Annotated in this window: 23 protein-coding genes and 2 pseudogenes; 16 read left to right on the top strand and 9 right to left on the bottom strand. The window is 60.2% G+C overall.

Annotated features, from left to right (window positions below; translation table 11 throughout):
- The first annotated feature begins 8 nt into the window (after positions 1-8).
- From LRP59_RS08725 to aroQ, 4 genes are read left to right on the top strand one after another with little or no spacing between them, the layout of a single operon-like run.
- Positions 9-287 (top strand): Trm112 family protein, encoded by a 279-nt coding sequence (locus LRP59_RS08725; RefSeq protein ID WP_002514688.1) that lies wholly within the window; start codon positions 9-11, stop codon positions 285-287.
- Positions 284-1,303, top strand: coding sequence for an SIS domain-containing protein (locus LRP59_RS08720; protein WP_002514687.1), 1,020 nt, complete (start codon positions 284-286; stop codon positions 1,301-1,303). Before LRP59_RS08725 ends, LRP59_RS08720 begins: the two co-directional genes overlap by 4 nt.
- On the top strand, positions 1,300-2,331 hold the full coding sequence (locus LRP59_RS08715) for a cation diffusion facilitator family transporter (RefSeq protein WP_002514686.1): 1,032 nt from the start codon (positions 1,300-1,302) through the stop codon (positions 2,329-2,331). Before LRP59_RS08720 ends, LRP59_RS08715 begins: the two co-directional genes overlap by 4 nt.
- Positions 2,328-2,759, top strand: a complete 432-nt coding sequence (gene aroQ / locus LRP59_RS08710) for a type II 3-dehydroquinate dehydratase (RefSeq protein ID WP_002514685.1) — start codon at positions 2,328-2,330, stop codon at positions 2,757-2,759. The genes LRP59_RS08715 and aroQ overlap by 4 nt, the downstream gene beginning before the upstream one ends.
- Before the next feature lie 24 nt (positions 2,760-2,783).
- On the opposite strand, the gene LRP59_RS08705 is transcribed toward aroQ, so the two are convergent.
- Both LRP59_RS08705 and LRP59_RS12145 read right to left on the bottom strand, forming a co-directional pair.
- On the bottom strand, positions 2,784-3,026 hold the full coding sequence (locus tag LRP59_RS08705) for a DUF3039 domain-containing protein (protein WP_002522157.1): 243 nt from the start codon (positions 3,024-3,026) through the stop codon (positions 2,784-2,786).
- 147 nt (positions 3,027-3,173) lie between these two features.
- Positions 3,174-3,359, bottom strand: coding sequence for a hypothetical protein (locus LRP59_RS12145; protein WP_002525672.1), 186 nt, complete (start codon positions 3,357-3,359; stop codon positions 3,174-3,176).
- Between the two features lie 28 nt (positions 3,360-3,387).
- On the opposite strand from LRP59_RS12145, the gene LRP59_RS08700 reads away from it, so the two are divergent.
- Both LRP59_RS08700 and malQ read left to right on the top strand, forming a co-directional pair.
- Entirely contained in the window at positions 3,388-4,209 is an 822-nt protein-coding gene (locus LRP59_RS08700; protein ID WP_009640122.1) for an RDD family protein, read from the top strand.
- 90 nt (positions 4,210-4,299) lie between these two features.
- Positions 4,300-6,408: a 4-alpha-glucanotransferase gene (gene malQ, locus LRP59_RS08695; protein WP_002514682.1), complete on the top strand. Its 2,109-nt coding sequence runs from the start codon at positions 4,300-4,302 to the stop codon at positions 6,406-6,408.
- Positions 6,409-6,512: 104 nt separating this feature from the next.
- Here malQ and LRP59_RS08690 read toward each other — a convergent pair whose 3' ends face one another.
- The gene (locus LRP59_RS08690) at positions 6,513-6,788 is read right to left on the bottom strand and encodes an HU family DNA-binding protein (protein ID WP_002514681.1); all 276 of its coding nucleotides are present in this window, start codon (positions 6,786-6,788) and stop codon (positions 6,513-6,515) included.
- Between the two features lie 192 nt (positions 6,789-6,980).
- On the bottom strand, positions 6,981-8,321 hold the full coding sequence (locus LRP59_RS08685) for a nicotinate phosphoribosyltransferase (protein WP_002514680.1): 1,341 nt from the start codon (positions 8,319-8,321) through the stop codon (positions 6,981-6,983).
- Between the two features lie 86 nt (positions 8,322-8,407).
- Between LRP59_RS08685 and clpS the strand changes: the two are divergent.
- Positions 8,408-8,696 (top strand): annotated as a pseudogene (gene clpS / locus LRP59_RS08680) (ATP-dependent Clp protease adapter ClpS).
- Positions 8,693-9,252, top strand: a pseudogene (locus LRP59_RS08675) (DUF2017 family protein). The pseudogenes clpS and LRP59_RS08675 overlap by 4 nt, the downstream one beginning before the upstream one ends.
- A 3-nt stretch (positions 9,253-9,255) precedes the next feature.
- Here LRP59_RS08675 and LRP59_RS08670 read toward each other — a convergent pair.
- The 3 genes from LRP59_RS08670 to LRP59_RS08660 all read right to left on the bottom strand — a co-directional run bounded on the left by LRP59_RS08670 (position 9,256) and on the right by LRP59_RS08660 (position 12,140).
- Positions 9,256-9,798, bottom strand: coding sequence for a NifU family protein (locus LRP59_RS08670; protein ID WP_002514677.1), 543 nt, complete (start codon positions 9,796-9,798; stop codon positions 9,256-9,258).
- Entirely contained in the window at positions 9,798-11,684 is a 1,887-nt protein-coding gene (locus LRP59_RS08665) for a ferrous iron transporter B (RefSeq protein ID WP_002514676.1), read from the bottom strand. Before LRP59_RS08665 ends, LRP59_RS08670 begins: the two co-directional genes overlap by 1 nt.
- Positions 11,685-11,822: 138 nt before the next feature.
- On the bottom strand, positions 11,823-12,140 hold the full coding sequence (locus LRP59_RS08660) for a FeoA family protein (RefSeq protein ID WP_252236860.1): 318 nt from the start codon (positions 12,138-12,140) through the stop codon (positions 11,823-11,825).
- 183 nt (positions 12,141-12,323) lie between these two features.
- Here LRP59_RS08660 and murI point away from each other — a divergent pair, with 183 nt between their 5' ends.
- Genes murI through LRP59_RS08630 form a run of 6 tightly spaced genes read left to right on the top strand, consistent with a single transcriptional unit; the run spans position 12,324 to position 17,305 of the window.
- Positions 12,324-13,178, top strand: a complete 855-nt coding sequence (gene murI, locus LRP59_RS08655; RefSeq protein ID WP_002514674.1) for a glutamate racemase — start codon at positions 12,324-12,326, stop codon at positions 13,176-13,178.
- 33 nt (positions 13,179-13,211) lie between these two features.
- A complete protein-coding gene (rph, locus tag LRP59_RS08650) occupies positions 13,212-13,976 on the top strand; it encodes a ribonuclease PH (protein WP_002514673.1) in 765 nt (254 codons plus the stop codon).
- On the top strand, positions 13,973-14,587 hold the full coding sequence (rdgB, locus tag LRP59_RS08645; RefSeq protein ID WP_002514672.1) for an RdgB/HAM1 family non-canonical purine NTP pyrophosphatase: 615 nt from the start codon (positions 13,973-13,975) through the stop codon (positions 14,585-14,587). The genes rph and rdgB overlap by 4 nt, the downstream gene beginning before the upstream one ends.
- Positions 14,588-15,397: a thymidylate synthase gene (locus tag LRP59_RS08640; RefSeq protein ID WP_002514671.1), complete on the top strand. Its 810-nt coding sequence runs from the start codon at positions 14,588-14,590 to the stop codon at positions 15,395-15,397. It begins immediately after the preceding gene.
- Between the two features lie 43 nt (positions 15,398-15,440).
- A complete protein-coding gene (locus LRP59_RS08635) occupies positions 15,441-15,911 on the top strand; it encodes a dihydrofolate reductase (protein ID WP_002514670.1) in 471 nt (156 codons plus the stop codon).
- Positions 15,908-17,305 (top strand): DNA polymerase IV, encoded by a 1,398-nt coding sequence (locus LRP59_RS08630; RefSeq protein ID WP_002514669.1) that lies wholly within the window; start codon positions 15,908-15,910, stop codon positions 17,303-17,305. The genes LRP59_RS08635 and LRP59_RS08630 overlap by 4 nt, the downstream gene beginning before the upstream one ends.
- A 51-nt stretch (positions 17,306-17,356) precedes the next feature.
- Here LRP59_RS08630 and LRP59_RS08625 read toward each other — a convergent pair whose 3' ends face one another.
- Positions 17,357-19,270: an alpha/beta hydrolase gene (locus LRP59_RS08625; RefSeq protein ID WP_002514668.1), complete on the bottom strand. Its 1,914-nt coding sequence runs from the start codon at positions 19,268-19,270 to the stop codon at positions 17,357-17,359.
- Between the two features lie 175 nt (positions 19,271-19,445).
- Between LRP59_RS08625 and LRP59_RS12140 the strand changes: the two genes are divergently transcribed.
- Positions 19,446-19,577 (top strand): hypothetical protein, encoded by a 132-nt coding sequence (locus LRP59_RS12140; protein ID WP_073885340.1) that lies wholly within the window; start codon positions 19,446-19,448, stop codon positions 19,575-19,577.
- A 50-nt stretch (positions 19,578-19,627) separates the two neighbouring features.
- Complete coding sequence (locus LRP59_RS08615) at positions 19,628-20,518, top strand: MurR/RpiR family transcriptional regulator (protein ID WP_002530072.1); 891 nt, start codon at positions 19,628-19,630, stop codon at positions 20,516-20,518.
- Positions 20,519-20,666: 148 nt separating this feature from the next.
- Here LRP59_RS08615 and LRP59_RS08610 read toward each other — a convergent pair whose 3' ends face one another.
- Positions 20,667-20,924 (bottom strand): hypothetical protein, encoded by a 258-nt coding sequence (locus tag LRP59_RS08610; protein ID WP_002514665.1) that lies wholly within the window; start codon positions 20,922-20,924, stop codon positions 20,667-20,669.
- Positions 20,925-21,044 lie beyond the last annotated feature (120 nt).

The following is a 21,044-nucleotide window of genomic DNA, read 5'->3' as shown; positions in this document are numbered from 1 at the left end:
ATGACGGTATGCCTGATTTACCGCTGGCCCCTGAGGCACTCGACCTCTCTCCGGCATTCCTTGAAGTGGCAGCTTGCCCGGCGTGCCATTCCCGGTTTGCCCTGGATTTCGACAGTGGGGAATTGGTGTGTTCCTCTCCGTCGTGTGGGCTAGCCTTTCTCGTGCGCGACGGCGTTCCCGACCTTCGCCTTGACGCGGCGCGTAAGCGAGAAACTGGTCAGGGGGTCACTGCCGAGGACACCGAAGCTTTTGAGCCCACTCATCGTCATGAGATGAGGCCGCAGTGACTTTCGACGATTCGCGTCTCGACGCGCCTCTTGACGCACTCGCCGAGCGGGTGCTGCGTCAGTTGGCTAGCACGGGAGCGCGCATTCGTCGTGACTCTGCGGATCTCGGCGAGGTACGTCGAACGGTCGGTGAGTGGGGACAGCCCCGGGGGGTACTCGTTGTCGGCCCCGAGGCTCGTTTAGTGCGGTCTGTCCTTGAGCCGATATGTCCCGTCCCGCTAGTCGCGTGGCCTTTCCTGCGGCTGCCAGCGTGGGTTGGCCCCCTTGATCTTGTCGTCGCCCTCGATAGCGATGGACGGTGTGCGGCCCAGGTAGCTGAGGCCCGACGTCGAGGTAGTGCCATCATCTTGGCGTCCAGTGGCGAGACCGAGGCTTGGCAAGCTGCCGGTAGCCACGGCACTGCCCGTATTCAGATGGCCTCCGAGGATGCTATGTCGGCCGCTGTCGCGGCTCTGTCGGTGCTGAGCGACCTGGGTCTTGGACCAGTTGTCGATCCCGGGCAGGTTGCTCGGGTTGCGGATATGGTTGCCGAGTCGGCTTCGCCCCACCATGACCTCGCCGTCAACGAGGCTAAGGATCTCGCGTGTGCGTTAGCCGATGCAGAGCCCCTCTTGTGGGGTGGTTCTGTCCTTGCGGCGCGGGCATCGCGACGCCTCGCACAATGGATGAGGCGAGCCACGGGTCGTATCGCCTTGTCCGCCGACTCCGCAGCGCTGCGTCCTGTCATTGATTCTGCTCCTAGGAGGGATCCCTTCGCTGATCCTGACCTTGACGGTGAGACGCGTCGCCCTGTCCTTGTCGTCATGGATGACGCCGAGACTGAGCACGCCGCTGCCCGCCGCGACCTTGAGCAGCTGTGCGCCGCCCATGATGTGACGGTGCGCAGCGTCACCTTGCCGCTCGGCATTGATGAGCAGTCCTCGCCGATGAGCCGCTATGTCGCCTTGCTACTCCAGGGAAGTTTCGCCGCTGTCTACGTGGCTCTCGGGCTGGATCGTCTGAAAGAGATGACATGAGCCAAGCGCACGCTGCCCAGCGGCCGAACGGGGCCAAGGAGCCAGCCAACCCGACGCAGGGAGGCCGCAAAGCGATCATCGCAGCTGCCTCCGCCAACCTTGCGATCGCGGTAACGAAGGCCATTGCATGGGCACTTACTGGGGCCTCGTCGATGCTCGCCGAGGCTATCCATTCGGTGGCTGATACCGCCAACCAGGTCGTTCTCATGATGGGTGGCAAGGAGTCCCACAAGGAAGCTGACGAGGACCACCCCTTCGGCTATGAGACGGCGCGGTACTTGTCTGGTTTCATTGTCGCTATCGTCATCTTCACCCTTGGTGGTCTGTTTGCCCTGTATGAGGCCTATCACAAGATCGGCGCGACTCTTGGTGGTCATCCCGATGAGCTCCTCGATTCCCAGTGGTGGTGGGTGCCGCTGGCAGTCGTCATGATTTCTCTTTGCGCAGAGGGAGCTAGTCTGCGTACCGCTCTCAAGGAGAGTAGCCAGGACCGCGAAGGCATGACGATTTTGCAGTACATCCGGAAGGCTAAGGCCCCGGAGCTTCCGGTCGTCATGTTGGAGGACTCTGCTGCCGTTCTTGGTTTGATTTTTGCTTTCTTGGGTGTTGGCCTCACCCTGCTCACCCATAACCCGATTTTCGACGGCATTGGCTCGGCTTGTATCGGTATTTTGCTGGTCGTTGTCGCAGGGGTGCTTTCGCGCGAGATGAAATCTCTGTTGGAGGGGGAATCAGCTGCCCCGGAGTCACGTAAGGCCGTCTATGACGCCTTGATACATTCTGACGGAGTTGACTCGGTAATCTATATGAAGACGGTTCACCTGGGTCCTGAGACGATCTTGTTGGCCGCCAAGATCGCGGTTGATCCGACGGATTCCGCCTTCGAGGTCGCGCGCATTATCGATAACGCCGAGGCGTCGGTCCGCGCCGCTGAGCCGTTGGTTGGTCCGCTATTCCTTGAGCCCGATATCCGTTATGGGGATAAGCGCATTAAAGACGGGGAGGAAAGACCGGAGGATCAGTCATGAGCAAGCAGATTTTGGTTCTCAACGGCCCGAATTTAGGTCGGCTTGGTCGACGGGAGCCACAGATTTATGGGACGACCACCCATGACGATTTAGCGGCCCGGCTGATCGAATACGGTCGCGAACTGGGGCTGGACGTTGAGGTGCGTCAGACCGATTCTGAGGAACGGATGATGGGGTGGATTCATCAGGCCGCTGATGACCGGACCCCGGTCGTCATTAATCCGGCGGCTTGGAGCCACTACAACATCGCTATTGCCGATGCCCTCGTCCAGTTGGTGGCGCCTTGTATTGAGGTCCATATCTCTAACATCGCAGCCCGGGAGGAGTTCCGTCACCACAGTGTGGTGTCGGCGCATGTCACCGGGACGATCGCCGGGCTGGGATTGAAGGGGTATGAGCTGGCGTTGTCCTGGCTGGCCACTGATTGAGGTCTGTGTTCCTCATCGGTGTGTTTACCGGTTCATCGACTCGAAGATCTCCTTGCACTCCGGGCAGACAGGGAATTTCTCGGGGTTGCGGGAGGGTACCCATACCTTGCCGCACAGGGCGACGACGGGGGTCCCGTTGACCATCGCGTCGGTGAGTTTCGCTTTGGGGACATAGTGTGAGAAGCGTTCGGCGTCACCGTCATCGAAGGATGGACGAGTCTTTTCCTCGACCGCGGTGCTGGAACTTGGTGCCACCTGTGTGCTCATGGTCAACCAGTGTACGTGGCCGCCCGCAGTCGTGCGACAGACGGATCTTGGCACGCATACACCGTGTAGTCGCGTCCCTCGTCACGGGATATGTGATTGCTGGCAGGTGCTGTGCCCCGAGCAGTGCAGGCCGGGATGTGCCCGGGCTCACATCTCCTTCGAGAGGCTCCAAAAGTCGCTTTGAGCACGGAATCGACGGCCCTTGCCGACTGGATAGCGACTCGTAATTGGGCCAAACTGGAGGATCAGTGGGCAAGGATGGTGGAACGGTGCTGAGCTCCGACTGGGCTGATAGCGGCACTCGACGACCTTGCCGACGGCGGAAACTGGCATGACCGCTTCCTCGTGGGAGAATGAACTAATGACGAATGCGACTCCACCCCCGATGGGCTGGTACCCCGACCCTGCCGGAAGCGAACAGGAGCGGTATTGGGACGGCGAGCGTTGGACCCGGAATCTGCGCAATCCGCCGGATCCTCAACCGCACCCTGGTGTCGGCCATGTGCCCGAGACGCTCGCTCCGGTGTCGCGGGTTCCGTCATCGCCACGACCTAACGCAGCCGTTTCGCGTCGCGGGAATGCCGATAGGTCACAGAGTCCGGCGCAGAGTCGGTGGGGATCGACTGCTGACGGAGTCCCCCTAGCCGGCTGGTGGTGGCGAGTGTTGTCGACCATCATCGACGCCGTTCTGGTGTGGATCGTCGTCGGACTGACGATGCATGAGACAGTGGCGAGCATCGTCGACGGTTACCAGACGTTCCTCGCCACCTCGATGCGTGCAGTCAACGCTGGGGCTAGCCCCTCTGACGTCGTCACGATGCAATCCCTGATGAAGGCCGGATTCGTCAGCGACCTGTCGAACCTCGTCGGTGCGGTGATCATTTCGCAGGCGATTTACCAATTCATCATGTTGGCAGCTTGTGCGGGTTCGGTCGGTCAGCTGATATGCGGGCTGCGAGTCGTCACCCTGAATAAGGGCAAGGAACATCGTCGTCTGGTGTGGTGGCGTGCTCTGATAAGGGCCACCGTGTGGGCCTGCGTCGAGATCGGTAATCAAGCCATCGTCCTGTTGACACCTTTTAGTTACCTCATGCCATTGTGGCAGCGTTCCCGTCAAACCATTCATGACGCAGTGGCAGGCACTCAGGTGGTTCGCCCGCCCCACCAGTCTGGCGTCGAGTAAATTTCGTCGTTGTAGGGGCGATTCGTCGTCCTGGCACAATCTGCCCGATCCTGACTTTCGCCCCGACGATTGGGGCGCCGAAAGGCCGTCATGTCCTTGACAGATCCCCACCTGACGACCCTGGCCGATCATTTCGGCATCGCTCGTGATTATTACGACTGGAAGGGCCAGTACACCGAGGTCGGGGAGGCGACTGTTATTGCTGTCCTTGACGGTTTGGGAATTGACGCGTCGACTCCGGAACGTGCCGAACGCGCGTGCCACGAGGTGACTAACCGGAAGTGGCGTCGAGTGTTGCCCGGAATCGTGGTCCTACGTGAGGGCCAAGAGGGGCGGGTTGACGTCCACGTTAACGCAGGGGAGTGGGTGGAGGTTCACGTCGTTTGCGAGGACGGGCAACACCGCGAGTGTTGGCAGGTTGATAATTGGAACCCCGATCGCCATGTGGACGATCGTTGGATTGGTGAGGCCACCTTCGGTATCCCTGGCGATCTACCGTTGGGCTACCACACGATCGTCGCGACGACTGCGGACCATCGCGCGACTTCTACGCTTGTTGTCTCCCCGAACTGGCTCGGCCTTCCTCGTTCGATGGGTTCGTCTCGGGTCTGGGGCCATGCCGTGCAGTTGTATTCGACTCGCTCCCGCGCCTCCTGGGGAATGGGCGATTTTTCCGACCTGGCGGACCTGTCCACCTGGGCGGCCACTCAGGGTGCTGACTACGTGCTCGTGAATCCGCTGCATGCCAGCCAGGTTGTTTCCCCTATCGAGCCGTCGCCGTATTTGCCTTGCAGCCGCCTCTTCCTGAACCCGCTGTATGTGCGCCCCGAGATCATCCCGGAGTATGCCGACCTCGACGTCTATGAGCGTTCCCAGGCACGCTCGGCCCGGGCCCAAGCAGCGGCCGATGTTGAGGCGATCGATCGAGATCGTTCCTGGAACGCTAAGCTGCCAGTGCTAGAAGCCGTCCATGCCCTTGGCCTGGAGGGATCGAGGGAATTGTCCTACCAGGCATTCCGCCGGCTGCGCGGTACTCGTCTAGGAGATCTCGCGACGTGGTGTGCATTGACGGAGGTATACGGCAACGATTGGCGCACCTGGCCCGAGGAGTATCAACGCCCCAGCAACCGTGCCGTCTCAGAGTTCGTGCGAGCCCACGAGGAACGCGTCGACTTTTTCATGTGGCTGCAGTGGATTGCTGACCAACAGCTTTCGGCGGCTCAATCTGCCGGACGTGATGCCGGGATGTCGCTGGGACTCATGTGCGATATGGCGGTGGGTGTTTCCGGTGCCGGAGCTGATGCGTGGATGCTCGGGAAGCTCTTTGCTGACGGCGTTTGCGTCGGGTCACCGCCTGATGCTTTTAATCAGGCTGGGCAGGAATGGGGACAGCCTCCGATGCGTCCCGACATCCTCGCCGATCTGGCATATCGGCCTTTCCGCGACATGGTGCGCGCCGCTTTGCGTCACGCTGGTGGTATTCGCATCGACCATATTCTCGGCCTGTTCCGGCTGTGGTGGGTTCCCGTCGGTCTCGGCCCGCGTATGGGTACTTACATACGGTACGACCACGAAGCCATGGTTGGTATTTTGGCGCTGGAGGCGCACCGGGCTGGCGCCCTTGTCGTGGGCGAGGACCTGGGAACGGTAGAGCCGTGGGTGCGCGCCTACCTGCGTGAGCGCGGCATCATGGGCACCTCGGTCCTGTGGTTCGAGAACGGTGAGAATGGCAATCCGCTGCCTCCTGAGCAGTGGCGCGAGTACGCCATGAGTTCGGTCGCTACCCATGATCTACCTCCCACTACTGGGTATCTGGCTGGTGATCACGTTGAGGTGCGTCATGAGCTGGGACTACTCACGGAATCTCTCGAGCACGAGCGCGCTGAGGTGGCTCGTCAGACTGCCACCTGGATCGCCATCCTGCGTGAGCGTGGCGTGTTGGTGGGGGATGACCCCTCCGAAGAGGACATCGTGTTAGCGATGCATCGCATGCTTACCCGCACTCCGTCAAAGGTGCTCAATGCCACCCTGACTGACGCAGTGGGAGATCGTCGCACCCAAAACTTGCCGGGTACCACGAATGAATATCCAAACTGGCGGGTCCCTCTCAGCCATCCGGATGGTTCCCCGATGTGGCTGGAGGAGGTATTTACTGACGAGCGGGCTGCGCGACTGTCTCACGTCATGAACGAGAAGTGACCGTCATGCGTGAGCTGGTGCGAGCGTAATAACGAAAAATTGGGGTCCGGTGCCGTGAAGCACCGGACCCCACATGTTGAGATCCAACAACTCTGAGCGGTCGCTCAGTCAGCGACGGCCTTCTTGAGAGTGCTGGAGGCCGAGATCTTGACGGCCTTGTGAGCCGGGATGGTCATGGACTCGCCGGTGCGAGGGTTGCGGCCATTGCGAGCGGGACGCTCAACGGTTTCAGCGGTGAATAGACCGGGAAGCTGCACCTTCTCACCCTTGGCTAGAGCGGCGGTGATGACGTCGGTAAGAGCCTTAACGGCCTCGTTGGTCTGGGCCTCAGTGAGCGAGGCCTGCTTGGCGACGGTCTTGATGAGCTCGGACTTGGTCATGGGGTCTCCTCAAATGGACTGTGTTCGATTTCGGGCTTGTTGCCGGTTCTCTCATAGTTGACATTAGCGGTTGTCGGTTCTCAGTCAAGCCCAAAACCGCGTCATAAGGGGCTTTTGGACAGATTTCGGGCCCTGAGGTACCTCGCGTGTCGTATTTCTGGCGTGCTCTGGGCCGTGCCCCTGGGGTTGTGCTCAGGAGAGGGATGCTCCAAGAACGGTGTCAGCGCCGTCGTTGCCTTGCTTCACCATGACTGTGGGGATGGCCTGGTCGCCACGCGAGATGCGTCGTCCGGAAATTGGCAGTTCAGCGATGGCAGCCTGGTGACGTTTACGCGCCGTCTCCAGCGGTTCACGGCCCACAACTTCCCCGTTGACGATGAGCGGGACGATGAGGTTACGGTCGTCAGCGTCGGCGGCTGGCGGTTGGCCCACCCCGACGACCTCTGCGGTGGCGATCCCACCTGAGCCAATGCGGCGCACCGCATACTTTCGCCCGCCCACAGTGTTTTTGTGGGACGACTTCTTGGCCACCGGCAGCAACTCGGCGTCGGGGCTGTCTGAGGTGGCGCGGGCGACTAGCTTATAGACGAAGGAGCAGGTTGGAGCTCCCGAACCGGTTACCAGGGAGGTTCCGACGCCGAATCCATCGACGGGGGCACCGCGCAGGGCGGCGATTTGCCATTCGTCAAGGTCGCTAGTGACGATGACGCGAGTGTTCGGGGCGCCGAGGTCGTCGAGCAAGTTGCGGACTTGACGAGCGACGATGGACAGGTCGCCGGAGTCGATACGGACCGCGCCGAGGCGTCCCTCGGTGAGGCGGATGGCCGTGCGTACCGCATTGTCAATGTCATAGGTGTCGACGAGAAGGGTTGTCTTTTCACCGTAGGCGGCTAGCTGGGCGCGAAAAGCCTCTTCCTCGGTGTCATGGAGGAGGGTAAAGGCGTGGGCAGCGGTACCAGAGGTGGGGACGCCATAGCGGATCCCGGCGGCTAAGTTAGAGGTCGGTCCGAAGCCGGCGATCCACGCGGCACGGGCGGCAGCGACGGCGGACTCTTCGTGGGTGCGTCGCGAGCCCATTTCGATGATCGAGCGGCCTTCACCCATCATGACCATGCGGGATGCGGCGGAGGCGATAGCTGAGTCGTGGTTGTAGATGCTGAGCAGCACGGTCTCGAGCACGCAGGCTTCGGCGAAAGTGCCCTCGACGGTGAGCAGCGGGGAACCAGGAAAGTAGAGATCGCCTTCAGCGTAACCGTGGATGGATCCGGTAAATCGGTAGTGTGACAGCCACTCGGCCATGTGCGGGCCGACTACCCCGGTGCGTTCCAGGAAGGAGACGTCCTCGTCGGTGAATCGGAAGTTCTCGACAGCATCAAGGACGCGTCCGGTACCGGCTACGACGCCGTAGCGGCGGCCTTCGGGCAGACGTCGGGGGAATAATTCAAAGACACAGCGGCGGTTGGCAGTCCCTGATGCCATGGCGGCTTCGACCATGGTTAGCTCGTAGTGGTCGGTGAACAGTGCGGTCGACATGGGTCACAGTCTAAGAGGGGGTGCGCTCTAGAGGATGTTTGCGTCGGTGAAGTTTGAGTGTCTCACCTGGGTGACAGAATGAGCACATGTCTGTAGCCACCGCGGAACCCATGACACACCGCCTTGTCGGCCAGGAATCGACATGGACGACGGTCGTTTGGGACGATCCGGTGAACCTCATGGACTACGTGACGATGGTGTTTATGAGATATTTCGGTTACCCGCGCGAACGCGCCACCCAACTCATGATCCAGGTACATAACCAGGGTCGAGCGACGGTTGCCGAGGGTAGTAAAGATAGAGATGGAGGTAGCCGTGCATGCGATGCACGGCTACGGTTTGCAGGCCTCGGTCGAAAAGGGCGGCCAAGGATGAGGATCGAGGGCACTCGAAATCGCTGGGTCTGGTATCTAGAACACGTCGAAATTATCGGCATCGAGACTGCCCTGGGATATTACGTGGAGGCCTTGTCGCGTTTGCGTGCCGCTCCTGCCCATTCCACGACGGAGGGGGCCCGTTCGCTTTTTGGGAGAGCCAGTTTTCTGGACTTCAGGAGGACGACGAGGTGCGTCGATCGATCCTGCCCAGCGCCTATCGCGACGACGATTCAGCTGACGCGCAATTCCATGTCGACCATGACGCCGAGGATGTCGCGGCGCGCTGGGAAGACGCTCAGTCCTTAAGCGCTGATGTGGAGACGTTGCACCGAACCGGCTGTATTTCCATGAACCCTGAGATGACGCAACGTTGGCTTCGTACTGTCAATGCGCTGCGTGGCATGATGGCCGCCCGGCTAGGGATCATCGACCAGGTTACTGCCGACGAAGTCGCTCGGGCGGCCCGGGAGGAATTGGGTGCCGAGGAGGAGTGCGTCTACGAGTGGCTTGGCCTCGTCGTGGAGGTGCTCGTTGAGGTGGAGCTGTCGGAGTAGGTGTCAGATTTCCCGTACGGTGACCGGCTCGCGCAATCGCAGACTCAGTTGACGTTCCAGGCGCTGATGTAGGGTCATGATGGCTGCCGGGCAACCTCGGCATGCTCCCTTCATGGCGACGTCGACTCTGCGCTCTTCGTCACCGACCGACACGTCGACCAATTCGATTGACCCTCCGTGCATCGCGGCAACCGCGCCGACGGGCCCGCCGATGAGTTCATCGGCGCACCGGCGCAGTGTCTCGACTTCGTTGAGGGGCTTGCTGTCAGGGCCGCCCACCCATTCATCGGTGCGTTCCAAGGCTGTGGTTAAGGCAGTCCGGAATCCGGCACCGATGCGTTCCCATGTGCCCTCGAGAACAGTCGCCATGACGGCGCCGACCGTCGCCTCGACGCGTACCTGGTTGAGGAACTCGTCGAGGCCGGGGGCGCTTACCAAGAGCCCGGCGAAGGGCAGCGTGATCCCGGAGACCACCCAGCGCAGGGTGGCAGGGTCGGTGGTCGTCTCCGGATGAACGGCGGTGGAGGGATGACAGGCGAGCTTCATCACATCAGCAGACCTGTCACGAGACGTCCGATGAAGGCCATGACCCAAGCCAGCACGAACATATACCCGAAGGCCACGGCGGGCCACTTCCATCCGCCGGTCTCCCGTTTCATGATCGCTACGGTCGACATGCATTGCAGGGCGTAGGCAAAGAAGAGGATGAGTGCCACGATGGTGGCCGGGGTGAAGACCTTGTTGCCCTTGTTGGGTCCATGGGTCCAGGTCCAATGGTCGAGTTGATGGGAGACGTCTACGTCATCCTCTGGATCGGTAGCCGAGGCCATCTGTCCCAAGGTCGACACCGAGACCTCACGGGCGGCCAGGGAGCCGATGAGGGAGACGTCGATCCGCCAGTCGAATCCGAGAGGCTCGAAGACGGGCTCGACGGCCTTGCCGATGCTTCCGGCGATTGAGTGATCCATGGTGTAGGCCGCCACGGCTACGTCGTTGCTGGGGTCGATGCCGGCCTTCGCGAGTTCGGCGTTGGAACGCATCGGGAAGGTCGTCAGCGCCCAGATGACGATGGTCGTCAGCATGATGATGGTGCCAGCCTTATGAAGGAAGGCCTTGGTGGGCTCCCACATCGCGATGCCCACCGAACGCAGGGTGGGGATGCGATACGGCGGCATTTCCATGTAGAAGGGCAGCAGGATGCCGGAACGGTCGGTGATCTTCTTGACGACCCATGCCGCAGCCATTGCCGAGACGGCACCAAGCAGGTAGAGCAGGAACATTGCCACGCCACGGCCCGAGAACGGCCCAATCTGCGTGGTGTTGGGGATGAGCATTCCCACCAGCAATACGTAGACGGGCAGTCTTGCCGAACAAGTGGCCAGCGGAACGCCGAGCATCGTCGCGATGCGGTCTTTGGCCGAGGGAATGGTGCGGGTGGCCATCACGCCGGGGATGGCGCAGGCGAAGGACGAGAGCATGGCGACAAAGGCCCGCCCCTCCAGCCCGGCACGGCTCATGACTTTATCCATGAGGAATGCCGCCCGTGACATGTAACCCACTGCGTCTAGCAGGGCCAACAGCAGGTACATCAACAGGATCTGTGGGACGAAGGTCAGCACGGAGCCGACACCGCCGATGATTCCGTCTCCCAGCAGACCGGCCAGGATCTGGTTGGAGACGTTGTCGTCGACCCAGCCTCCCAACCAGCTGAAGAAGTTGTCGATGGCATCTTGTGCCGGTGCCGCCCAGGTGAACAGCGCCTGGAAGAACAGGAACATCACGACGAAGAAGACGATCGTTCCCCACACTGGGTGGAGTAGCACCTTATCGATTCGTTCTGTGCGCGAGTCGAGGTGGGGGTCTTGGTAACCAGCGCTGGTCAGCACGGAATCTACCCACCCGGCAAGTTCTTCGGTGGCAGTGGGCGGCGGTACCGGGGGGCGGTCCCAGGTTTGCCAGTCCGCGATGAGGTGACGCAGTTCGCCGATGCCGATGCCGCGGTTTGCGACTACCGAGACCACGGGTACGCCCAGGGCCTGGGACAGTGCGGTGGTGTCGAGGCTGCCGCCTCGGCGGCGTAACTCGTCGGTCATGGTGACGATGACGGCTGTGGGCAGGCCGAGTGCCAGGGTTTCGGCGAGCAGCAGGAGGGATCGACGCAGTGCCGTCGAGTCGGCGACGACGAGAACGCCGTCGGGGGCAGGGATGCCCTTCATTGTGCCTTCGAGGGCGTGGACGACGACTTCCTCATCGGGGGAGATGGGGGTCAGGGAGTAGGTACCGGGAAGGTCCTCGATGCCGTATTCATTTTTACCGATCCGGCAGACGCCGGTACTGCGGGAGACGGTAACGCCGGGATAGTTTCCGGTCTTGGCATGCAGGCCAGTGAGTTGATTGAAGATCGACGTCTTGCCGCCGTTGGGGGAGCCCACCAGGGCCAGTTTGGGTGAACCCGTCCTCGGTTCCGTCGTAGGAACGGTGTGACAGGGTGCTGCGGTGGGTATGGGCATCAATAAACCTCGGAATGGGTGTGGGTTCTACGTGAATTGGGCAGGATGAAGGGTGGTTGATCAGGCGAGAGCAGTGGTGGCACACGACTCGACGACCGGCTGTGGCGCGGTCTGGGGTGCCGGGCGGACCATGATCATGTCTGCCTGGGCGCGGCGAAGGCACATCTGGACGTCGCAGACGTGGAACACCATGGGGCCACCGAAGGGCGCTTGACGAATCTTGGTGACGGCGCGGCCGTGGCCGAAACCGAGCATGTGAAGGCGGCGACGGACGTAATCGGCACACTCGATGGTGATGTCTTCAATGGTCGCGTTCTGCCCTGCCGCCAGTGAACTGAGTGGCACGACGCATTGGCTGTCTGCGGTGCTGCGATTCATATGCCTCGTCATGTTGTCTCCCCCCAATGAAGTGATTTCATGCTGCCGTTGGGACCCGGCGCATCGTTAGATGATAGCAAAGCCTTACCTTAATGACCCTATGGGAGTGTACCATCCAGGCAGGGGTGCTGTGACTTCCCGTGAGTGGTCGCTCGGGGAAATCGCGCGGTAGTCTGTCGAGCTGTGACCGAACCTGATTTCGACGTTGTCGACTCGCCGATCGGCATCTTCGACTCCGGATTCGGAGGGCTGACGGTGGCTCGATCGGTCGTCGACCTTATGCCGAACGAAGACATCGTCTATCTGGGCGACACGGACCGCGCTCCCTACGGTGAGAAGACCATGGCTGACGTACGACGATATGCGTTGCAATGCCTCGACCGACTTGTCGCCCACGGCGTCAAAGCCCTGCTTATCGCCTGTAATACCGCATCCTCGGCGGTGTTAAGAGATGCCCGGGAGCGTTACGGTGTGCCGGTTATTGATGTCATCATGCCGGCTGCTCGTCGGGCCAGTGCTGCTACCCGTAACGGGCGAATTGGCGTTATTTGTACTGAGGCGACAGCTCGCTCTCTGTCCTATGAGGATGCATTGGCTGCGGTGCCCGGTATCACTCTGACGACTCAGGCTTGCCCGAAATTCGTCCCGTTTGTTGAGGAGGGGATCACCAGCGGACCGGAGCTTGAGGCTATTGCCCGGGAGTATCTGGCGCCTATCCAGGAGGCTGGTTGCGACACTCTCATCTTGGGGTGCACTCACTATCCGTTGTTGGCTGGGCTCATTTCGTATGTCTTGGGTGATGGCGTCACCCTCATTTCTTCCTCTCATCAGTGTGCCCGCGCGTCGTACTCTTTGATGGTCGAATCTGGGCTATTGCATTCCCATCCTCGCGAGTCGAGCCGCTATTTCCTTACTACGGGGAATGCTGAGCGTTTCGAGAAACTGGGACGACGGCTGATGGAGGGATTCGTCCACGATGTGCAGTCGGTGCATGCTGATGCGCACTCCCTCGGTGATCGCGCGGTTGTACGAGACTGAACTCCTGCGCGACGGTGTTGTCACAGCTGCTGTGTGTCGGTGTGGTCCACTATCCTTGGCAAGGTGAGTGAGACTTCTCGAATTGACGGACGCCGCCTGGACCAGTTGCGAGACGTCAGGATTGAACGCGGCTGGTTGTCTCAGGCTGAGGGTTCGGTGTTGGTGAGCTTTGGTCGCACCACTGTGCTGTGTAATGCCTCGGTCACTGAGGGTGTACCGCGTTGGCGTAAGGGATCCGGGCTGGGATGGGTCACCGCCGAGTATGAGATGCTTCCGCGTGCCACCAATGAGCGGTCTGGACGCGAGTCGCGCAAGGGCAAGGTGGGAGGCCGTACTCATGAGATTTCCCGCCTGGTAGGCCGTTCCCTGCGTGCCGTCGTTGACGACAAGGCGCTGGGAGAAAACACCATTATCCTCGACTGCGACGTGCTGCAGGCCGACGGTGGTACCCGCACCGCTTCCATTACCGGCGCTTATGTTGCCCTTATTGACGCCGTCAACTGGCTGCGGGGGCGTGGCGGACTGGTTAGCGAGCCCATCATCGGATCAGTGCAGGCTATCTCGGTTGGTGTGGTCGACGGCATCCCGATGCTCGACCTCGCTTATGAGGAGGATTCGCGCGCCGATACCGACATGAACGTCGTCATGAGCGGCAATGGAGATTTCGTCGAGATCCAGGGAACGGCCGAGGGCACCCCCTTTAACCGCAACTTGCTCAATGAGTTGCTCGATCTAGCCGCCGGCGGCTGCGCAACCCTCAAGCAGGCCCAGTCCGAGGCTTTGGGGGTGACGTTATGAGCCGGATTGTGCTGGCATCCAATAATGCTAAGAAGCTGGTCGAGCTGCGTCGCACTTTCGAGGGAGCAGACACCGAGGTCGAAATCGTCGGTTTGTCGGAGGTCAGCGATGCCCCGGCACCGGAGGAGACCGGTAGAACCTTTGTGGAGAATGCCCTCATCAAGGCTCGTGCTGCGGCCCACGAAACCGGTTTGCCTGCTTTGGCTGACGACTCCGGACTCGAGGTTGACGCCCTCAACCGGATGCCCGGTATCCGTTCAGCACGCTGGTCGGGGCCTCACGCTCATGATGAGCGCAACCTTCAGCTGCTGCTTGATCAGACTTTTGACCTTCCGGACGAGCGACGTCACGGTAGGTTCGTATGTGCGATGGCTTTCGTCGACCCGGACGGCACCGAGATCACCAAGGTGGCGACGATGGAGGGGCGGATCATCTCGGAGGCCCGCGGGAAAAACGGGTTTGGTTATGACCCGATGTTTGTTCCCGATGCCCAGCCCGGTGACCTCACCAGTGCTGAGATGACTCCTGAGGTCAAGGACGCCATCAGCCACCGAGGACAAGCTGTTCGCGCGATTGTTCCGGCGGTCGTCGCCCATTTGGAGGGGCGCTGAATGCAGATCTACCTCGACTTGTTGCGGCGGATCCTTGACGAGGGCGTGCGCCGCGAGGACCGTACCGGAACGGGGACGGTCAGCGTCTTCGGTCACCAGATGGTCTTTGATCTGCGCGAGGGATTCCCGCTGGTAACGACGAAGAAGATTTACACCCGCAGCGTGTTCGGGGAGTTGCTGTGGTTTCTGCGCGGGGATACGAATGTCGGCTGGCTGCATGATAATAACATCCACATTTGGGACGAGTGGGCCGACGAGAACGGTGATTTAGGGCCGGTCTACGGGCATCAGTGGCGTTCTTGGCCCGACGACGATGGCACAATTGATCAGATCGCCAACGTGGTTGAGCAGATTCGCACCAATCCGTGGTCGCGTCGTCACATCGTCTCGGCATGGAATGTGGCCGAGATCAAGGAGATGGCCCTGCCGCCGTGCCACACTTTGTTCCAGTTTTACGTCACGCCGGATGATCGGGGAACCCCGACGTGGTTGAGCTGCCAGCTGTACCAGCGCTCCGGTGACACCTTCCTCGGAGTGCCGTTCAATATCGCGTCATATGCCCTGCTCACCCATCTGGTGGCCTCGGTGACCGGGCTCAAGCCGTTGCGGTTCGTCCACACCTTGGGTGATGCCCATGTGTACCTCAATCACCTCGACCAGGTTCATGAGCAGTTGAAACGTAAGCCGCGGCACCGGCCAACGCTCACCGTCAACCCGGGTATCCGTGACATTGACGGGTTTGAGCTGTCCGATATCACCCTGACTGGTTATGACCCGTATCCGGCGCTGCCTGCTCCGATTGCGGTCTGATCGGGTGCCGGGATCAAGTTTCCACCAGGCCGCAGGAGGATTGATGAAGGTCGTCGCTATCGCCGCCGTTGCTGATAACGGCGTCATCGGGTCGGGGCAGGATATGCTCTGGCACATTAGTGAGGATTTCCGTCGTTTTAAGACTGTGACGATGGGTCACACATTGATCTTTGGGCGTCGTACCTTTGAACAGATCGGCAAGCTTCCTGGGCGTCGTCACATCATCTGCACCCGCGACCCGCACTGGTCCCATGAGGGGGTGGACGTCGCAACCAGCCCGCGTCAGGCCGTCGAGATGGCGCGTGAGGCAGGCGAGGAGATCTGTTTTGTTGCCGGAGGTGGACAGATCTACGCCGACACTTTCGAGTTGTGCGACGAGCTCGACATCACCGAAGTCCACCAGAATCCGAATGGTGCGGCGCGTTTCCCCGCCATTGACCCTGAGGTGTGGGTGGAGGTTCGTCGTGAGTCTCGTGACGGCTTCGATTTCGTCGGGTACCGACGCCGGTCATGAGATCGACGGCGTCGATCCTCCACCTGGACATGGACGCCTTCTTCGCCTCGGTGGAGCAACGGGATAAGCCCTCCCTCGTTGGTAAGGCTGTCATTGTTGGTGGGGTCGGTGGCAGGGGAGTGGTCGCGACGGCCTCTTATGAGGCCCGCAAATTTGGGGTGCACTCGGCGATGGCCGGGTCTCAGGCGCGTCGATTGGCCCCGAATGCCGCTTTTTTGTCCGGACGATTTGAGGCCTACCGGGAGTCCTCGAAGGTTGTCATGGCGACGCTGCGGGAGCTCTCGCCGCTTGTTGAGCCGCTGAGTCTTGACGAAGCCTTCGTTGATCTAGAAGCCGGTGACGTCGACGTCGAGAACCTTGACGCTTTGCAGCAAGTTGCCGTTGAATTGCGTGCCCGGGTAGCAGAGCGCACCGAGGGATTGAGTTGCTCGGTGGGTATCGGGTCGAGCAAGTTCATGGCCAAGGTTGCCTCTGAGATGGCCAAGCCGCAACGTGGCCATACTGATCAGATCGCCCTCATCGCTCCCGGTACCGAGGCTGACACCATCGCGCCTTTGTCTGCTCGAGCTATCCCCGGAGTCGGGCCGGTTACGGCGGAACGGTTGGAGAAATTGGGGCTTCGCACTATCGCTGACGTCCGGGCTGCGCGGGAGTCCGAGTTGGTCCATGAGTTGGGCCATGCTTCCGGGGCGAGCCTCGTCGCCTTGTCACGGGCACGGGATGACCGACCGGTAGTGGCTAGCCGAATCGCTAAGTCGATCTCAGTGGAGGATACCTTCGAGCATGACCTCACTCATCGCGAGGAGTGCCGTCAGATCGTGGAGCGTCATGCGGGTTTGGTGTGTGGCCGGTTGAAGAAGTCTGGGCAGTTCGCTCGCACTGTCACTCTTAAGGCGAAGATGGCCGACTTCACCGTCTGGTCGCGGTCGGTGACTCTGACTGGAGCCACCGACTCGCCTGAGAGGATCTCCCAGCTGGCGGTGCGGATGCTGGATTCCCTTGATCTGCGCGAGGGAGTGCGACTGCTGGGCGTCGGGGTATCGAATTTCGCCACGTCGGCCCAGGAGGAACTTTTCGTCGTTGATGATGAGGGGAGGCTGCTCGACGAACCCGAGGTGACCGAGGAGATCACCCCCATCCAGCCGGGACCCTTTGGTCGACGTCGATCTTTTGACGGGCGAAATTGGCCTCCTGGGGTTGACCTCATTCACGATGAATATGGGCGTGGCTGGGTGTGGGGGTCGGGTCACGGCATTGTCACGTGTCGATTTGAGTACCGGGGAAGTGAGATCGGAAGGGTAAAGTCGGTTCCTCAGGACGATGAGGCGCTTCACCCGGCTCATCCTCTTCCGTTGGCATGGCAACCGCCACAGGAGGACGTCCCCTCCGAGTGACGTGCGCCTCGGACCATGAGGCTGACCCGTCGGGGCGCATTGTGGCCCCGATCAGAACATGGGGATATACGCCACCGATCCACCTAGTGCCATCAGGGCGAAGATCGTAGTGGTGACGATCGGGCCGAGCCACACCCGCCCGGTGACATGGTAGAAGGCACGGTTGAACAGCGGCAATACCACCATCATGGGTAGCAGGGATTGCAGCATGTTGACGTACAGCCAGGTCGTCGTCCAGAACACCGTCCCGGTCGAGAAGAGTGTGACGTACTGGATGACGAAAATGGCTGCCAGGCCGATGGAATTGGCCAGGGCAATGATGAGCCAATTGACCCAGCGACGTTGGTTGTTGAATCGCATTGAGGTATTGACCCGCAACGAGTTTGACAAGAAGAACAGGAACAGGGCCGGCACATAGGCCAGTGCAATGAGGAACCAGCGCTTTGTTAGCGGGCGGGCAGCTACCACGAAAAGTCGGTAGTCGACGTGGAAGAAGCCGTAGATGGCTGCCAGGATTGTGTAGAAGATGACGATGACGAGCAGGGCTAGGGCGAGGGTCCGCCCGGTCTGGACCCAGTTCATCCGAACTCCCCAGTCTTTGGCCTCGTCGTCGCCGTGTTTCTTCGATATGGCGTGGCTGATCCACAGCAGGACGAGACCGAATAGGCCGTTAACGAGCGACCACAGCACGACCCCGTTAACCATTCGTCCGGGAAAGAACCAGCCGTTTTGTTTGTTGGCTGCGGCCGAAAAGATGTGCTGGCTAGCTACCGATAAGGGGATGAAGGTTACGCAGGCAACGGCTGCTGAGATGACGAAGATAGTCCAGAATATTACCGCGCTTTTGCCTTTGGGTTTCGGTGGGGCGGGGGAGATGTCGGTACGAGCCGCTGCGAACCATGGAATTGTCAGAAGCAGTTTCGTCAGGGGCACGAGCATGACCAGCGCTGCGACGAGGGATAGGCCGTTGAAGAGTTCTTTAAGCCACCACGTTTGGTTGGAGGTACTCATCTGGTGCGGGGCGCCGATGGTGTCGTCGAAGAACTGAATCATCGACCCGATGGCGCTGGGTGTGAGCGGCTGGAACGGGTGAATCGTCCGGTCGTTATAAGCCACGCGGTAGGTTCGATCGGCAGCTGACCCGTAACCTTTTCCGACGACCACATGATTGACGTGCTGTGACTTTGGCAGGCCAGAGTTGATGACGGCAATGGCCTCTGGGGCGTGACGCAGATCGCCATTGTGGGTTTTATTGCGGTAGCCGCCTTCGTCGTAGAGGGCGTAGCCGATGCCGATATTGGATCGGATGTTTTTGAGCTTCTTGGCGTTTAGCTGCTGTAACCAGCCCGAGATGAAGACAGAGCGGATGGGGTTGAGTTGTTCGGCTTTTTCGCGTTCCTCCTTCGTAACCGTTGTGCCTCCGGGGGAGTCGGGAGCCTTAGCTTTCTTAAGGGCTTTGGCCTCCTTAGTGCCGTATTCTGCGGCTATGTGGCGCACTTGGGATCCACCTGCGGAGTGGCCGGTGATGCCGATCTTGGTCTTATCGACATAGTTGAGAGCGTTGGTACGCGACACGTAATCGATGGCTGGCTGGATGCTGGGGTCGTCGCTGTGGGGAGGCTGAGAGGTCGATTCGCCTTGGTTGTACGGATCGACGACGAGGGTGACGTATCCACGGCGAGCGAGTTCCAGGGAGTAGGAGATCTGGGTCTCCTTGGTGCGCTGGAATCCTGGTGTCACGACGATGAGAGGGGCTTTGTGCGTTGCTGTTGCCGTGTCGGGTCGGAAGAGGTCGGCACTAGCTACAGCTCCGTCTTTGCCAGGGATTTTGAGCCCTTGGACGGCGATGTGGCCGCCTCCGGTTTGGATGAGGCTTGCTCCAACCGCTCCTGCCAGGATGAGCAACAGACAGATGAGGACGTGTATTACCGGTCGGGATCGTCGCAGCCCGGTTGCTGAGTGCATCAGTGCTCCTTGCCATTGGCTCCCATGGGGATGGAGTTCATGGGGACGTCAGTGCCACAAGGGGCACCGTTGTCAACTGGAGCAATGTTAGTATTTTTTCTGACAATGTCGAGGACGTATATTAATTTTCACAAGTTACGTTTCACGATGACGATGGGTTGACGAAGGGGTCATCATCACTGCGGCGGGGGTTAGTCCGGCGGCTGGAGCCGCGGGTGTCTTGCCGGTTGCCGTCGTCAGGCTAACCGCGCCTCCAATGCTTGTCGGATTCATCGTCATGATGACCTCGAGCCTGATCCTCATGTGAGGCCCGGGTAATATCTACGGCTGCCACAGTGGTTGCTGTGAGTTTTTACCATGGAGGAGGCGAAGATGGCTGAGTCCAAGGGCTCGGCACCTGGCAGCTTATATACCCGGTTGGGAGAGCTACAAGCGATGACGCCGACCGATGCAATCATTGCTCAGTACTGTGAAGATTCTTTTCCTCATGTGGCCTTGGAGAACTTGGACGAGATCAGTGCTGCGACGGGGACCTCAACGGCGTCGGTGACGCGCTTTGTGCGTAAGCTGGGCTATGCCAGCTTCCGTGACTTCTCGCGGAGCCTTCGTGAGGAAGTCGCCGCCAACTTTGACCTTCCTAGTGATCGCACAACCAATGACCCCATGACTGATGAACCGGGAGCCATGTGGCGTTCCAAGATGGAAGCTGCCCGACGCAGCATTGATATTGGTCTGAACTCTTTGGATGGCGAAACATTCGACCGAGTTGTTGAGTTGCTGCGCGACGATTCCCGTCCGCTCTGCCTTGTCGCTGCTGCTACTGGGCATGCTCTGCTTGACTATTTCCGGTTATTGGTGCGCTATTACCGGCGTGACGTCATCTTGTTGGATTCGACTGATCGGATGGCCCATCAGCTCATTGACCTTCCCGACAACGCTATCTTGTTGGCATCTGTGTTTGACCGGCATTCCCGGATGGTTGAGTCGGTCTTGCGGCTCTTCCACCAGCGCAACATGACGACGGTGCTTTTGACGAACCGTTCTTCCACTCCGATGCGCAGGTACGCTGACCACGTCTTGTTGGTGTCTTCGGAGTCTTCGACGGCGTTTCGGTCGAGGGCCTGCTACCTCATCTTGTTGGAATCATTGGTGGCTGCTTTAGCCCCGGCGGATCACGAGGTCGAGCGTTTCCGGGTTGAGACGATGCAGGGGCTGTTTGACGAACTCGGGGTTTTTATTATTCCGTGATGTGTTCCGGTATGTGGCCGAATATTCCTATAGCAGATCGCAGGTTCGGTCCTGCTCTGTCGACGGCTGCCAGGATGCGGGGGATGGCATTCCTTCTCGGTGAGGCCGTCGCGGGAGCGCTCGAGGTCGGCTGCTAAGCGGGTGAACCTCATGCCGAGGGTGGCGGCTCCGTAGTGAACTCACTGGCGGATGTCGTCATCGACACGGTGTCGGTGGCTTTGGCCTGGCCGGTGATCTGGGCACCGGTTCCGGCCGGGACCATCCCGATGGCGCTCTGGACTCGCGCCAGGGCAGCCTCAACATCGAACCAGCTTTGAACCGTCGATCGTTCCGACCAGATCTGGTCCATCTGCTTTGTGACGTAGCCGCGACGGGTGATCTGGTTGTCGAAGGATCCGAACGCCATTGTCTGCCACCTTTTATAGCTGACTATTTGTGTCAGTAATTTTACATCTCCGGATACTTACCGGAGAGGCTTAACTTTTCCTGTGAAGAAGGTGTATAATGCTCGCCGTCAGCCTGAAAA

Origin of the sequence: Cutibacterium sp. 37298, from assembly GCF_023838685.1 — a bacterium.
Classification (GTDB): Bacteria; Actinomycetota; Actinomycetes; order Propionibacteriales; family Propionibacteriaceae; genus Cutibacterium; species Cutibacterium acnes.
Note: the sequence above shows the minus strand (reverse complement) of the source record. Positions and strands in the feature narration are given on the sequence as shown.